Raw genomic sequence first — 13539 nt, 5'->3', positions numbered from 1 at the left:
CCCTCAACCGACCATCCGCCGTCAACTCAGGGGAAATGCCATGTCCGATAAGATCGCCAACTGGACGTCTCGTGACGATGCCGCGGTCGAGAATGCGATTCGGCGCGGGGCGAACCGCCGCGAACTTCTCCAGATGATGCTGATGGGCGGCGTCGCGCTGACGGCCGGCGCCGGCATCCTCGGCCGCGCCACGGCAGCGGTCGCCGCCGAGCCGGTGCGCGGCGGCCATCTCAAGTCGGCGGGCTGGACGTCTTCCACCGCCGATACGCTCGATCCGGCCAAAGCGTCCAACTCGACCGACTACACGCGCTGCTGCAACGTCTACAATCGTCTCACCTTCATCGACGGCTCCGGCAACGCGACGATGGAGCTGGCGGAAAGCGTCGAAAGCGCCGACGCGACGACGTGGACGGTCAAGCTGCGCAAAGGCGTCACGTTCCATGACGGAAAGAGCCTGACCGCCGACGACGTCGTCTTTTCGCTGAAGCGCCATCTCGATCCGGCCGTCGGCTCCAAGGTCAACGCCCTCGCCAAGCAGTTCGCCGACATCAAGGCCGTCGACGACACCACGGCCGAGATTGTCCTCACGGCACCCAATGCCGACCTGCCGACGATCCTCGGCCTCCACCACTTCATGATCGTGGCGGACGGCACGACGGACTTCTCGAAGGGCAACGGCACCGGTCCCTTCAAGCTGCGCGAGTTCCAGCCGGGCGTGCGTGCGGTGGTCGAGCGGAACGAGAACTACTGGAAGTCCAGCGGTCCGTATCTCGACTCGTTCGAGTCCTTTGCGATCGTCGACGAGACGGCGCGACGCAACGCGCTTCTTTCGGGAGACATCGGGATCGCCGCCAATCTCAGCCCGCGCTCCTTGCGCGTCCTGGAGAACGATCCGGCAGCTCAGATCTTCATTTCCAAGCTCGGCACCTACACCAATCTCAACATCCGCCTCGACATGGCACCGGGCGACAAGGCGGGCGTGGCGGAAGGGTTCAAGTACCTCATCAACCGCGAAACGATCCAGAAGTCGGTGATGCGCGGTCTGGCCGAGATCGCCAACGACCATCCGATCCCGCCCTGGAACCCGTACTTCAACGCCGAACTGAAGCAGCGCGAGTTCGATCCCGATCGGGCCAAGTCCCTGTTCGAGAAGGCGGGCGTGCTCGGCCAGGCCATCCATATCACCGCGTCGGAAGCGGCGAGCGCATCGCTCGACTATGCCGCCGTGGTGCAGCAGGCGGCGGGCCAGATCGGCCTGAACGTGGTGATCGACCGCGTTCCCTCCGACGGCTACTGGTCGAACCACTGGATCAAGGATCCGGTCCACTTCGGCAATCTCAACGCCCGCCCGACGCCCGACATTCTGTTCTCGCTCCTGTACCAGTCCGATGCGGCCTGGAACGAAAGCGGCTTCAAGTCGCCGAAGTTCGACGCCATGCTGCTCGAGGCGCGCGGTCTTCTGGACGATGCCAAGCGCAAGGAGATCTACGGCGAGATGCAGACCATGGTCCACAACGAGGCCGGTACGGTCATTCCGGTGTTCCAGTCCAACGTGGACGGCCTGTCGCCCAAGCTGAGGGGGCTCGTCGCCAACCCCCTGGGCGGCCAGATGGGCTTCAACGCGGCGGCCTACGCTTGGCTCGAGGCCTGATCGACCATCCGTTCCATCGGGCGATGGCGCGTCCCGCGCCCTCGCCCGATACTCTTTTCACCTCGTCGCAACGGATGGGTCGTCCATGAACTCTCTCATCCTCCGCCTGGTCGCGGCGCGCGTCGGGGTCGCGCTGGTGACGCTCCTGATCGTCGCGGTCACCATCTTCTGCGCCACCGCGCTCCTGCCCGGCGACGTCGCCGAGATTCTTCTCGGCCAGGCCGCGACGCCCGAGGCGGTCGCGGGCCTGCGAACCGCGATGCATCTCGACCAGCCAGCCGTCGCGCGGTTCTTTCTCTGGCTCGGAAACATCGCCACGGGCGATCTCGGCGTTTCCTACGTCAACAACATCCCCGTCGCCGACCTCATCGGCAGCCGCCTCGGGAACTCCCTGAAGCTCGCCGGCATCACGGCCGTCATCTCGGTTCCCGTCGCGCTGAGCCTCGGCATCACGGCCGCCATCCTGCGCGGCACGGTCTACGACCGCGCCATCTCCTTCATGACGATCGGCATCATCTCGATCCCCGAATTCCTCGTGGCGACGCTCGCGGTTCTGATCTTCGCCGTCTATCTCGGCTGGCTTCCCGCGCTCTCCATGACGGCGGACGTGGCGAGCTTCGCGGGCCTCCTGAAGGCCTACGCGATGCCGGTCATCACCCTGAGCTTCGTGATCTCGGCGCAGATGATCCGGATGACGCGCGCGGCCGTGATCGAGACGCTCAACACGCCCTATGTCGAGATGGCGCTCCTGAAGGGCGCCTCGCGCCGCCGCATGGTGCTGCACCATGCCCTGCCCAACGCGCTTGGTCCCATCGTCAACGCGGTGGCGCTGTCCTTGTCCTACCTCCTCGGCGGGGTGATCATCGTGGAGACGATCTTCAACTATCCCGGCATCGCCAAGCTGATGTTGGACGCCGTCTCGACGCGCGACCTCCCGCTGATCCAGAGCTGCGCGATGATCTTCTGCGTCGCCTATCTCATCCTCATCACGATCGCCGACCTCGTGGCCATCGTGTCCAACCCGAGGCTTCGCCGGTCATGACGCTCTCGATCCCAAGCGGCGGGCAGCGGGGCCGTCGCCGCGACCGCTACAGCGTCAACGCCGTCGGCGTCCTGTCCTTCCTGGTGATCCTCGCCTGGGCCGCCGTCGCCGTCCTCGCGCCCTGGATCGCGCCCCATCCGGTGGGCGAGATCGTGGACTTCGACTTCTTCGGTCCGATGTCGGAACTCTATCCCCTGGGAACCGACTATCTCGGGCGGGACGTCCTGTCGCGCATCATCCACGGCGCGAGCTACACGGTCGGCATCTCGCTGGCGGCCGTGTCCATCGCATGCTTTTGCGGCGTCACCTTCGGCATGACCGCGGCGGTCGTCGGGGGCTGGTTCGACAGCGTGCTCAGCCGCTTCTTCGACGCCCTCACCTCCATCCCGAACAAGATCCTGGCGCTGGTTCTCGTCGCGGCGGTCGGCTCGTCGATCCCGATCCTGATCCTGACGCTGGCCTTCATCTACATTCCCGGCTGCTACCGCTTCGCCCGGGCGCTGTCGGTCAACGTCAACGCCATGGACTACGTGACCGTGGCGCGCGCGCGAGGCGAGCGGCTCGGCTATCTGATCCGCGCCGAGATCCTGCCCGGGATCATCGGTCCGGTCCTCGCCGACTTCGGCCTGCGCTTCGTGTTCATCGTGCTTCTCCTGTCCAGCCTGTCCTTCCTGGGGCTCGGCGTGCAGCCCCCGAACGCCGACTGGGGCGCCCTGGTGAAGGAGAACATCGGCGGCCTGTCCTTTGCGGCTCCGGCCGTGATCTTCCCCTCGATCGCCATCGCCAGCCTGACGATCAGCGTCAACCTTCTGATCGACAACCTGCCCCGAAAGATCCGCGACCGGAGCGAAGAAGCATGAGCCGCCTCGTCGAAGTCCGCGACCTGAAGATCGAGGCGCGCACCGACGCCGGCCGCAACGTCGAGATCATCCGGGGCGTCTCGTTCGACATAGCCGAGGGCGAGATCGTCGCCCTGATCGGGGAAAGCGGCTCGGGCAAGACGACCATCGCGCTCAACCTCATGGGCTACACGCGGCCGGGATGCCGCGTGACCGGCGGCTCCGTCCGCTTCGCCGGCGACGACATGGTCACGCTCAGCGAGCGCCAGAGGGCCGAGCGGCGCGGCGTGCAGATCTCCTACGTGCCGCAGAGCGCGGCGGCCGCCTTCAACCCCGCGCACCGGATCATCGATCAGGTCGTGGAGGTCACGCGCATCCACGGCTCGATGCCGCTCGCCGAGGCGAAGCGCAAGGCCGTCGAGCTGTTCCGCGCGCTCGCCCTTCCCGACCCCGAGACCATCGGCGACCGGTTCCCGCATCAGGTGTCGGGCGGCCAGCTCCAGCGGCTGTCGGCCGCCATGGCGCTGATCGGCGATCCCAAGCTCGTCGTCTTCGACGAGCCGACCACCGCGCTCGACGTCACCACGCAGGTCGAGGTGCTGCGCGCCTTCCGGTCGGTGATGCGCAAGAGCGGCGCGGCCGGCGTCTACGTCTCGCACGACTTGGCCGTGGTGGCGCAGATCGCCGACCGGATCATCGTCCTTCGCCACGGGCAGGTGCAGGAAGAGGGCACGACGGCGGACATCCTGGAACGCGCACAGCATCCCTACACGCGGCAGCTTCTCGCCGCCTTCCGCCCCGCCGCAAAGGCGAAGGCGCCCGAGGCGGACACGGCCTCGCCCGCGCCGCTCCTTGCCGTGCGCAACATCGTAGCGGGTTACGGCGAACTCACGTCCGAGGGTGCGCCCAAGATCCGCGTCCTCGACGACGTGAGCCTGGAACTCCAGCGCGGCCGCAACCTCGGCATCATCGGGGAATCGGGCTGCGGGAAATCGACGCTCGCCCGCGTCATCGCCGGCATCCTGCCCGCCGCCTCCGGCGAGGTCGTCTTCGACGGCAAGCCGCTGGCGCGCGACCTGCGCCAGCGCAGCCGGAGCGAACTGCGCGACCTTCAGATCGTGTTCCAGTTCGCCGACACCGCGCTCAACCCGGCCAAATCGATCGGCGAGATCCTCGCCCGCCCGCTGGTCTTCTACCACGGCACGGGAGGGCGCGAGCGCGAGGCGCGGATCGATCAGCTCCTCGACATGGTCCACCTCCCCAGAGCCCTTCGCGACCGGCGGTCGGGCGAGCTCTCGGGCGGACAGAAGCAGCGCGTCAACCTCGCCCGCGCGCTGGCCGCAGACGCCAAGCTGATCCTCTGCGACGAGATCACCTCCGCGCTCGACACGGTGGTGGCCGCCGCGATCATCGAGCTTCTGAAGGAGCTGCAGCGCGAGCTGTCCCTGTCCTACCTGTTCATCAGCCACGATCTGACCACGGTGCGCGCGATCTGCGACGAGGTGGTGGTGATGTACAAGGGCCAGAAGATCGAGCACCTTTCACCCACGCTGAACGGCGGGCAGCCGGCCCACCCCTATTCGCGGCTCCTGTTCTCCTCCGTGCCGCAGCTTCGGACCGGCTGGCTGGACGGCTTGGAGCAGGACCCCGAACTCCTGCAGGCCTTCGCGCAGCGCTGAGGCTGTTATGGGTCTTCGACAGGCGTTGGTCGGATCAGCGAAGAACAGCCTCCGAGAGTTCAGGCCGGGAACATCTTGTCGAGCGGCAGATGGGTTCGGATCAGCGGCGCCTTCAGGACGACGAAGCTGAAATACTTCTCGATCCCGATGTCCATCTTCATCAGCCGCTCCATCGTCGCCTGGTACTGGACGATGCCCGGCATCACGAACTTGATGAGATAGTCGTAGCCGCCCGAGATCAGATAGCATTCCATCACGCCGTCCACCGTCTCGATCGCCGCCACGAAGCGGTTGAAGTCGATCGGGTGATGGTTCTTCAGCGTGATCTCGGTGAAGACGGTCAGGGTCTGCCCGAGCTTGGAAAGGTCGATCTGAGCCGAGTAGTTGGTGATGAAGCCTTCGCTCTGGAGCCTGCGCACACGCATGAGGCATGGGCTCGGCGACAGGTTGACGAGCCCGGCCAGCTCGACATTCGAGATGCGACCGTTCTTCTGAAGTTCCGAGAGAATTCTCAAGTCGATCCGGTCGAGCTTCATGACCCTCCAGCGGGCTTCGTGTCGTGGCTGATTTCTTATCGCAGCTCTGGCGCGTGGTCACCCCGCCGCCGCCCCTGCGAGCGAACGGGACATTCGTCTGCGGCACCTCGGAGGAACGACAGGATCTGCGGGGCGATCGGCGATATGGGCATCAGGGGATGCCGGACCCCCGCTATCTCGGCCGCCCGTTGCAAGGAGATCCGATGCGCGCCCCTTTGATGCAGATCGAGACGAGCCCCGGGCTTCCCGCCGAAGCGGACGTCGTGGTGATCGGCGGCGGCGTGGCGGGGGTCTTTTCGGCCTACTATCTCGCCCGGCGCGGCGTGAAGGTCGCGCTCGTCGAGAAGGGGCTCGTGGGCGCCGAGCAGTCCAGCCGCAACTGGGGCTGGTGCCGCCAGCAGAACCGCGACGCGCGTGAACTCCCGATCTCGACCCGCAGCCTCGACCTCTGGGACCGGCTCGCGGAGGAAACCGGGGAGGACGTCGGCTTCCGCCGCTGCGGCCTGTTCTACCTCTCGCAGAACGAGGCCGAGCTGGAGGGCTGGGCGCGGTGGCGCGACTTCGCCCGAACGGTGGGGGTGACGACCCACATGCTCACCGCCGACGAGGCGACGGCGCGTGGCGCCGCCACCGGCCGCGCCTGGAAGGGGGGCGTCTTCTCACCGAGCGACGGAACGGCCGACCCCTCGCGCGCCGTGCCCGTGGTGGCGCGCGCCATCATGGCCCACGGCGGCACGGTGCACCAGGGATGCGCCGCCCGCGGCCTCGAACTGTCGGGCGGGCGGGTCAGCGCCGTCGTCACCGAGAAGGGCACGATCCGCACGACGATCGCCGTGATGGCCGGCGGGGCCTGGGCCTCGTCCTTCTGCCGCCAGCTCGGCCTGCGCTTTACGCAATCGGCGGTGCGCTCCTCCATCCTCTCCGTCTCGCCCGGCGCCAACGACCTGCCCGACGCCCTCCATACGGCCGACGTCTCGGTGACGCGTCGCGGCAACGGCGGCTACACGCTCGCCATCAGCGGCCGCGCGCGGGTCGACCCGACGCCGCAGCAGATCCGCTTCGCGCGCGAGTTCGTGCCCATGTTCGCCCGCCGCTGGAAGAGCCTCGCGCCCGGCGGCCTGGAGGGCTGGCGCTCCGGCCACGAGACGCTGGCCCGCTGGCGCCTGGACGCGGCGACGCCGATGGAGCACATGCGCATCCTCGATCCCCGACCCGACATGAAGCAGATCCGGCTGACCCATCGGCGCGCCCTCGACCTCCTGCCGGGGCTGCGCGGCACGACCGTGACCCATAGCTGGGCCGGCTACATCGATTCGACTCCCGACGGGGTGCCGGCGATCGGCGAGATCGCGGCGGTTCCGGGCTTCGTGCTGGCGGCCGGCTTCAGCGGACACGGGTTCGGCATCGGGCCGGGCGCTGGCCATCTCGTGGCCGATCTCGTGACCGGCGCCGAGCCCATCGTCGATCCGAGGCCCTATGCGCCGGCCCGCCTCGATACCTCCGCCTGGGGAAAGGTCGCCGATTTCTGAAGCGTGAGACCGCCCGTCAGCCTATGCGGTACCCGATCCCGGGCTCGGTCAGGATCAGGCGCGGTGCGGCGGGGTCGTCCTCGAGCTTCTGGCGGATCTGGCCGACATAGACGCGCAGGTACTGCGTGTCGCCCGCGTTCGCCGAGCCCCAGACCTCGCGCAGAATTCGCGAATGGGTGACGACCTTCCCGGCCTCGCGCATCAGGACGACGAGAACGTCGAACTCGCGCCGCGTCAGCCGGATCTCGGCCCCGGCCTTGCGCACCACATGGGCACCGATGTCGACCTCGACGTCCCCCGCTGCGAACCTCCCCTGGTCGGTCCTCGGCCTCGCGTGCCTGAGGGCGGCGCGCAGCCGGGCCGTCAGTTCGCCGACGCCGAAGGGCTTCTCGACATAGTCGTCGGCGCCGAGGTCGAGCGCCTGGATCTTCTCGGCCTCGCGGTCGCGCGCCGACAGGACGACGATCGGAACGGACGAGGCCCGGCGGATGCGCTGGATCACCTCCTTGCCGTCGAGATCGGGGAGCCCGAGGTCGAGGACGATGGCGTCGGGCGGGCTGTCCGTGGCCAGCCGCAAGGCCTCGGCACCCGTCATGGCCTGGGCGACGCGGTAGCCTTCGGCGGTCAGGACCGGCTTCAGGAAGCGGTGGATCGCCGGCTCGTCGTCGACGACGAGAATGGTCGTCTGGGTCATGGATGTCCGTCCGGTTGGTTGGGCAGCCTGATGCGGAAGGTCGCGCCGCGCGGCCGTGACGCATCGGGCGGCAGGAGTTCCACCGTCCCGCCATGCGCCTCGACGATGCCCCTGGTGATGGCGAGGCCGAGCCCCGCGCTGTCCCCGCCGTCCGCGGCGGAGCGGCGCAACCGCGTGAACTTCTCGAAGACGTGCCCGCGAAGGTCTTCCGGCACGCCGGGTCCGTCGTCGGCGATCTCGATCGTCACGCCGCCGGGGCCGGCATGGGCGCGGAGCGTCACGGTGGCGTTGGCGCCCGCGTGCTTGACGGCGTTGCCGACGACGTTGCCGACGGCCTGGTCGAGAAGCGTCCCGTCGCCATAGGCGAGGATCGGCGCACCGGGCACGTCGAGGACGAAGCGCTGCGCGGCGCCGCGCCGACGCGCCTGGTCGGCGAGCCGGTCGAGCATTTCCCGGATGTCGACCCAGTCCCTCGTGATCTCGAGCGCGCCCGCTTCCAGGCGGGTCATCGACAGGAGGTTGCGGACCATCTGGTCGAGATGGCGCGCCTCGTCCCGGACCTGGGCGAGAAGGTCCTCGCGCGCGGCGGCGTCCAGCCGGTCTCGATACTCGATGAGCGCGGTCGCGGATCCGAGGATGGAGGCGAGCGGGGTGCGGAAGTCGTGGCTGATCGAGGCGAGGAGGATGTTCCTGACGCGCTCGGTCTCGGCCGCGGTCCGCGCACTGCGCACCTCGGTCGAGAGGAGCGCGCGGTGCAGCGCGGCCGCGGTCTGCTCGGCGAGCGCCGACAGAAGCGTCCGGACCTCCGCGTCCAGGGGCTCGCTCCCCGCCGCACGCTCGATGCCGAGCACGCCGACCTTGGCCTCCTGGACGACGAGCGGGAGAAAGGTCCACCCGCTGGAGGGCAGCGTCTGCGTCCCGGCGCCGGCCGTCTCGCCGTGTTCGTGCGCCCAGCGCGCGGCGGTGCGGGCGGGAACGTCGAGGCGGTCGTCCGGCGGCCAGGCGGCGGCGATGGCAAGGTCCGCCCCGTCGGACTGCAGGATCGTCACCGCGCGGCCCACGGCCGCGTTGATCTCGCTGGCGGCGGCCTCGGCCACGGCGCCCGCGTCGGGAAGGGCCGAGAGCGTGCGCGTGAACTCGAAGAGGCGCCGGGCGGCGCGCGTGCGCCGGGCGGAGGCGCGCATCTGCTCGCGCGCCTGCCCCGCGACGGCCGAGATGGTGACGGCGATGATCAGGAAGATCGCCAGCGCCAGAAGCTCGTGCGGCCGGGCGACGGTGAACGTGCCCGCTGGATCGATGAAGAAGAAGTTGTAGGCGCCGAACGACAGGAAGGAGGCGAAGATCGCCGCCCAGACGCCATAAAGGAGGGCCGGCCCGAGCACGGCCAGGAGATAGAGCATCGAGACGTTGGGCAGGGAGACGAACCGCACGAGCTCCGTGCCGAGCAGCGTCGCCACGCCGACGCTGGCGAGGGCCGCCCCGTAGCCGATCCAGCCGCCGGCCTCGGGCCAGCGCCGCACCCGGATCGGCGCAGGTTCGCCTTCGGTGAGGACCAAGACGGACACGCCCCTGGCGCGGCTCACCAGCGCGTCGGCCAGACTCGCCTTCGACCAGGGCAGCCGGAGGCGGCGCGACCGGGCCTTGCCGACGACGATCTGGGTGACGTTCTCGAAGCGCGAGAAGCGCAGGATCTCGGTCGGCAGATCGGCGGCGACGAGATTGTGCGTCTCGGCGCCGAGGCTCTTGGCGAGTTGCAGGGACGCGTCGAGCCGCGAGGCGTCGGCAGGCTCCGGCGTCGCGCCGGGGCGCTCGATCGTCACCGCGAACCAGGGCGCGTCGAGGAGGTCGGCGAGGCGCTTGCCCTCGCGCACCAGGCGCTCGGCCTGCGCGTCGGGGCCGATGCAGACGAGGAGACGCTCGCCGGCCGCCCAGGGACCCTCGATCGCGCCGCCCTGCATGCGCTCGACGAGGTCCGAGTCGACCTGCGCCGCCACCTGGCGCAGGGCCAGCTCGCGCAGCGCGGTGAGATTGGACGGCTTGAAGAAGTTCTGGGTGGCGCGGGTGGCCGTGTCCTCGACGTAAACCTTTCCCTCGGCGAGGCGCCGGATCAGCTCGTCGGACGGCAGGTCCACCAGCACGATCTCGTCGGCCACGTCCAGCGTCGTGTCCGGCACGGTCTCGCGCACCCGCACGCCGGTGATGCGCTGGACCACGTCGTTGAGGCTCGTCACATGCTGGACGTTCATCGTGGTCCAGACGTCGATCCCGGCCGCCAGGGCTTCCGCCACGTCCTGCCAGCGCTTGGCGTGGCGCGAGCCCTCGACGTTGGAATGGGCGTACTCGTCGACGAGAAGGAGCGACGGGCGGCGGGCGAGGGCGGCGTCGAGGTCGAACTCGGGCACGAGGCGGCCCTTGTAGGGGACGAGGCGACGCGGCAGCACCTCGAGGTCCGCGACCATGGCCTGCGTGTCGGCCCGTCCATGGGTCTCGACGATGCCGACGAGGACGTCGCGTCCCCCGGCCCGCGCCGCGCGGGCGGCCTGCAGCATCGCGTAGGTCTTGCCGACCCCCGGCGCGGCGCCCAGGAACAGGCGCAGCTTGCCCCGGCCCTCGCGCTCGGCCTGTCCGAGAAGGGCGTCGGGGGAAGCGCGGGGCGCGTCGTCCTGGATCATGGCCGGTCGGGATCTCGCGGGGGGGCGGCCCGGATACGGGCATCGGCGCGGAAGGCCATCCGATTGGGGCCATCCGCGCCGCGCGGTCAAGGGTACGGTCCGGCGGGCCGGACCGCTCGGCGCTTCAGTTCGCGGGCGCCGCGACTGACGCCGTCGGCATGGCCTCGTTCGCGCCGGTGGGTGCAGGGGGCAGCGTGTCGAGCGCGAGGTTGACGGCCAGGACGTTGACGCGCGGTTCTCCGAGGACGCCGAAGGTGCGGCCCGCCGTGTTGCGGGCGATCAGGCGGCGCACCTCGTCGGCCGAGATGTTCCGCGCCGCGGCGATGCGGGCGACCTGGATGTCGGCGAAGGCGGGCGAAACGTCGGGGTCGAGGCCCGAGCCCGAGGTGGTGATCGCATCGGCGGGAAGAAGCGCCGCCCCGGTCTCGGCCTTCATCGCCTCGCCGTCCGTCTTCAGGCGGTCCGCCAGCTTGGCGCTGGTGGGGCCAAGGTTGGTGCCCGACGACGACGCGCCGTCGTAGCCGTTGCCGGCCGCCGACGGGCGGCCCTGGAGGTAGCCGGGCTGCGTGAAGGCCTGCCCGATGAGCGAGGAGCCGACGGGCTGGCCGTCGCGCGTCAGGAGGCTGCCGTTCGCCTGTCCCGGCATCACAGCCCCCGCAATCGCGGTCATCGTCGCGGGGTAGAGGATCCCGAGAAGGATCGTGAGGACGCCGAGGAGCGTGGCCGCGGCGCGAAGTTGCGAAAGCATGTGGGAGGTCCCTGGAAAAGGTTCAGGCGAGGCCGAGGGCGGAAACGGCGAGGTCGATCAGCTTGATGCCGGCGAAGGGCACGAGGATGCCGCCGAGGCCGTAGATCAGGAGATTGCGCCGCAGCACCGTCGCGGCACTCATCGCTCGGTAGGGCACGCCGCGCAGCGCCAGCGGGATCAGCGCGACGATGACGAGCGCGTTGAAGATCACCGCCGAGAGGATCGCGCTTTCCGGCGTCGCAAGGTGCATGACGTTGAGGACGCCGAGCTCGGGGATCGCCGCGATGAACAGCGCCGGGATGATCGCGAAGTACTTCGCGACGTCGTTGGCGATCGAGAACGTGGTGAGACTGCCGCGCGTCATCAGGAGCTGCTTGCCGATGCCTACGATCTCGATGAGCTTGGTGGGATCCGAATCGAGGTCCACCATGTTGCCGGCCTCGCGCGCGGCCTGCGTGCCGGTCTGCATGGCGACGCCGACATCGGCCTGGGCGAGGGCGGGCGCGTCGTTGGTGCCGTCGCCGCACATGGCGACCAGCCGTCCCTGGCGCTGCTCGGCCCGGATGTAGTTCAGCTTGTCCTGGGGCGTGGCTTCCGCGATGAAGTCGTCGACGCCCGCCTCTCCCGCGATCGCGGCGGCCGTGACCGGGTTGTCGCCCGTCACCATCACGGTGCGGATGCCCATGCGACGCAGCTCGGCGAAGCGCTCCTTGATGTCGGGCTTCACGACGTCCTTCAGGTGGATGACGCCGATGTAGCGGCCGTTCTCGGCAAGGCCCAGCGGCGTGCCGCCGGATTTCGCGATGCGCTCCACGGCCTGGGTGAAGGCGGCGGGTTCCGGCACCTCGCGGCCCGCCGTCTCGCGCACGAAGCGGCGGATCGCGTCGACCGAGCCCTTGCGGATGGTCCTGCCTCCCATGTCGACGCCGGACAGGCGGGTGGCGGCCGAGAACGGGATGAAGGTCGATCCCGCCTCCGGCGCCTCCGGCACGGCGACGCCGTAGGTCTCGCGCGCCAGAACGAGGATCGAGCGTCCTTCGGCCGTCTCGTCCGCAAGCGAGGCCTGCACCGCGATGTGGGCGGCTTCCGTGTCCGTCACCCCTTGGACGGCGACGAACTCCGAGGCCATGCGGTTGCCGAAGGTGATCGTTCCGGTCTTGTCGAGAAGCAGCGTGTCGACGTCGCCCGACGCCTCCACCGCCTTGCCGGACATGGCCAGCACGTTGTGGCGGATCAGGCGGTCCATGCCGGCGATGCCGATGGCCGACAGGAGGCCGCCGATCGTGGTCGGGATCAGGGTGACGAGGAGCGCCACCAGGATCGGTACGGAGACCGCGGCACCGGCATAGGTCGAGAGGCCGGCGAGGGTGACGACGGCGATCAGGAAGATCAGCGTCATGCCGACGAGGAGGATGGTGAGGGCCAGCTCGTTCGGCGTCTTCTGCCGCTCGGCGCCCTCGACCAGCGCGATCATGCGGTCGAGGAAGGAGGAGCCGGGTGCCGCCGTGATGCGCACCACCAGCCAGTCGGAGACGACGGTCGTGCCGCCGGTCACCGCCGATCGGTCGCCGCCCGCCTCGCGGATCACGGGGGCCGATTCGCCGGTGACGGCCGCTTCGTTGACCGAGGCGATGCCCTCGACGATCTCGCCGTCGCCCGGCACGAGGTCGCCGGTCTCGACCAGCACGTGGTCGCCGACCTTCAGGTCGAGCGCCGAGACGGACTGGATGGCGCCGCGGTCCTTCGCCGAGGCCATGCGCTTGGCCACCGTGTCGGTGCGCGCCTTGCGCAATGAGTCCGCCTGCGCCCGGCCGCGCCCTTCGGCGATGGCTTCGGCGAAGTTGGCGAACAGCACCGTAAACCAGAGCCAGGCCATGATCTGGCCGGTGAAGAGGAGCGGGTTGCCGGCGACGAGGTCGCGCAGGAAGAGGACGGTGACGACGGCCGCGACGACTTCCGTGACGAAGATCACCGGGTTGCGCAAGAGGGCGGCGGGATTGAGCTTCCTGAAGGCGTCGACCGTGGCCCGGCCGACGAGGTCGGGCCGGAAGGTGGATGTTGCGGCCTTGGCAGCCATGGAAAAATTCCTTGTGGTCGGATCGCGCGGGCGAGCGACGAAGAATGGAAACGGATGACGGGGGCCCCGTGC

General features: G+C 69.3%; 10 protein-coding genes. 5 read left to right on the top strand and 5 right to left on the bottom strand.

Annotated features, from left to right (window positions below; genetic code table 11):
- The first annotated feature begins 40 nt into the window (after nucleotides 1–40).
- From O5O54_RS14100 to O5O54_RS14085, 4 genes are all read left to right on the top strand, one after another.
- The gene (locus O5O54_RS14100; protein ID WP_279482436.1) at nucleotides 41–1651 is read left to right on the top strand and encodes an ABC transporter substrate-binding protein; all 1611 of its coding nucleotides are present in this window, start codon (nucleotides 41–43) and stop codon (nucleotides 1649–1651) included.
- A gap of 85 nt (nucleotides 1652–1736) precedes the next feature.
- A complete protein-coding gene (locus tag O5O54_RS14095; RefSeq protein ID WP_279482435.1) occupies nucleotides 1737–2693 on the top strand; it encodes an ABC transporter permease in 957 nt (318 codons plus the stop codon).
- Nucleotides 2690–3553, top strand: a complete 864-nt coding sequence (locus O5O54_RS14090; RefSeq protein WP_279482434.1) for an ABC transporter permease — start codon at nucleotides 2690–2692, stop codon at nucleotides 3551–3553. Before O5O54_RS14095 ends, O5O54_RS14090 begins: the two co-directional genes overlap by 4 nt.
- Nucleotides 3550–5211, top strand: a complete 1662-nt coding sequence (locus O5O54_RS14085) for an ABC transporter ATP-binding protein (RefSeq protein ID WP_279482433.1) — start codon at nucleotides 3550–3552, stop codon at nucleotides 5209–5211. The genes O5O54_RS14090 and O5O54_RS14085 overlap by 4 nt, the downstream gene beginning before the upstream one ends.
- A 59-nt stretch (nucleotides 5212–5270) precedes the next feature.
- Here the strand turns inward: O5O54_RS14085 and O5O54_RS14080 are convergent, their stop codons facing one another.
- Nucleotides 5271–5747, bottom strand: a complete 477-nt coding sequence (locus O5O54_RS14080; RefSeq protein ID WP_279482432.1) for an Lrp/AsnC family transcriptional regulator — start codon at nucleotides 5745–5747, stop codon at nucleotides 5271–5273.
- A gap of 203 nt (nucleotides 5748–5950) precedes the next feature.
- Between O5O54_RS14080 and O5O54_RS14075 the strand changes: the two genes are divergently transcribed.
- Nucleotides 5951–7276, top strand: coding sequence for an FAD-binding oxidoreductase (locus tag O5O54_RS14075; RefSeq protein ID WP_279482431.1), 1326 nt, complete (start codon nucleotides 5951–5953; stop codon nucleotides 7274–7276).
- Between the two features lie 16 nt (nucleotides 7277–7292).
- On the opposite strand, the gene O5O54_RS14070 is transcribed toward O5O54_RS14075, so the two are convergent.
- The 4 genes from O5O54_RS14070 to kdpB form a co-directional block, all read right to left on the bottom strand.
- A complete protein-coding gene (locus O5O54_RS14070; RefSeq protein ID WP_279482430.1) occupies nucleotides 7293–7970 on the bottom strand; it encodes a response regulator in 678 nt (225 codons plus the stop codon).
- Nucleotides 7967–10642 (bottom strand): sensor histidine kinase KdpD, encoded by a 2676-nt coding sequence (locus O5O54_RS14065; RefSeq protein WP_279482429.1) that lies wholly within the window; start codon nucleotides 10640–10642, stop codon nucleotides 7967–7969. Before O5O54_RS14065 ends, O5O54_RS14070 begins: the two co-directional genes overlap by 4 nt.
- Nucleotides 10643–10766: 124 nt before the next feature.
- Nucleotides 10767–11390, bottom strand: coding sequence for a potassium-transporting ATPase subunit KdpC (gene kdpC / locus O5O54_RS14060; RefSeq protein ID WP_279482428.1), 624 nt, complete (start codon nucleotides 11388–11390; stop codon nucleotides 10767–10769).
- Nucleotides 11391–11412: 22 nt separating this feature from the next.
- Complete coding sequence (gene kdpB / locus O5O54_RS14055) at nucleotides 11413–13467, bottom strand: potassium-transporting ATPase subunit KdpB (RefSeq protein WP_279482427.1); 2055 nt, start codon at nucleotides 13465–13467, stop codon at nucleotides 11413–11415.
- Nucleotides 13468–13539 lie beyond the last annotated feature (72 nt).

The sequence above is a fragment of the Aureimonas sp. SK2 genome (genome assembly GCF_029813115.1).
Classification (GTDB): domain Bacteria; phylum Pseudomonadota; class Alphaproteobacteria; order Rhizobiales; family Rhizobiaceae; genus Aureimonas.
This window is presented reverse-complemented; position numbering and strand designations above follow the sequence as displayed.

What these genes read in the sequence shown, in the direction of transcription:
- O5O54_RS14075 (WP_279482431.1), top strand. Translation starts at nt 5,951, where the DNA reads ATGCGCGCCCCTTTGATGCAGATCGAGACGAGCCCCGGGCTTCCCGCC.
- O5O54_RS14095 (WP_279482435.1), top strand. Translation starts at nt 1,737, where the DNA reads ATGAACTCTCTCATCCTCCGCCTGGTCGCGGCGCGCGTCGGGGTCGCG.
- O5O54_RS14090 (WP_279482434.1), top strand. Translation starts at nt 2,690, where the DNA reads ATGACGCTCTCGATCCCAAGCGGCGGGCAGCGGGGCCGTCGCCGCGAC.
- O5O54_RS14080 (WP_279482432.1), bottom strand. Translation starts at nt 5,747, where the DNA reads ATGAAGCTCGACCGGATCGACTTGAGAATTCTCTCGGAACTTCAGAAG.
- O5O54_RS14065 (WP_279482429.1), bottom strand. Translation starts at nt 10,642, where the DNA reads ATGATCCAGGACGACGCGCCCCGCGCTTCCCCCGACGCCCTTCTCGGA.
- O5O54_RS14100 (WP_279482436.1), top strand. Translation starts at nt 41, where the DNA reads ATGTCCGATAAGATCGCCAACTGGACGTCTCGTGACGATGCCGCGGTC.
- O5O54_RS14085 (WP_279482433.1), top strand. Translation starts at nt 3,550, where the DNA reads ATGAGCCGCCTCGTCGAAGTCCGCGACCTGAAGATCGAGGCGCGCACC.
- kdpC (WP_279482428.1), bottom strand. Translation starts at nt 11,390, where the DNA reads ATGCTTTCGCAACTTCGCGCCGCGGCCACGCTCCTCGGCGTCCTCACG.
- O5O54_RS14070 (WP_279482430.1), bottom strand. Translation starts at nt 7,970, where the DNA reads ATGACCCAGACGACCATTCTCGTCGTCGACGACGAGCCGGCGATCCAC.
- kdpB (WP_279482427.1), bottom strand. Translation starts at nt 13,467, where the DNA reads ATGGCTGCCAAGGCCGCAACATCCACCTTCCGGCCCGACCTCGTCGGC.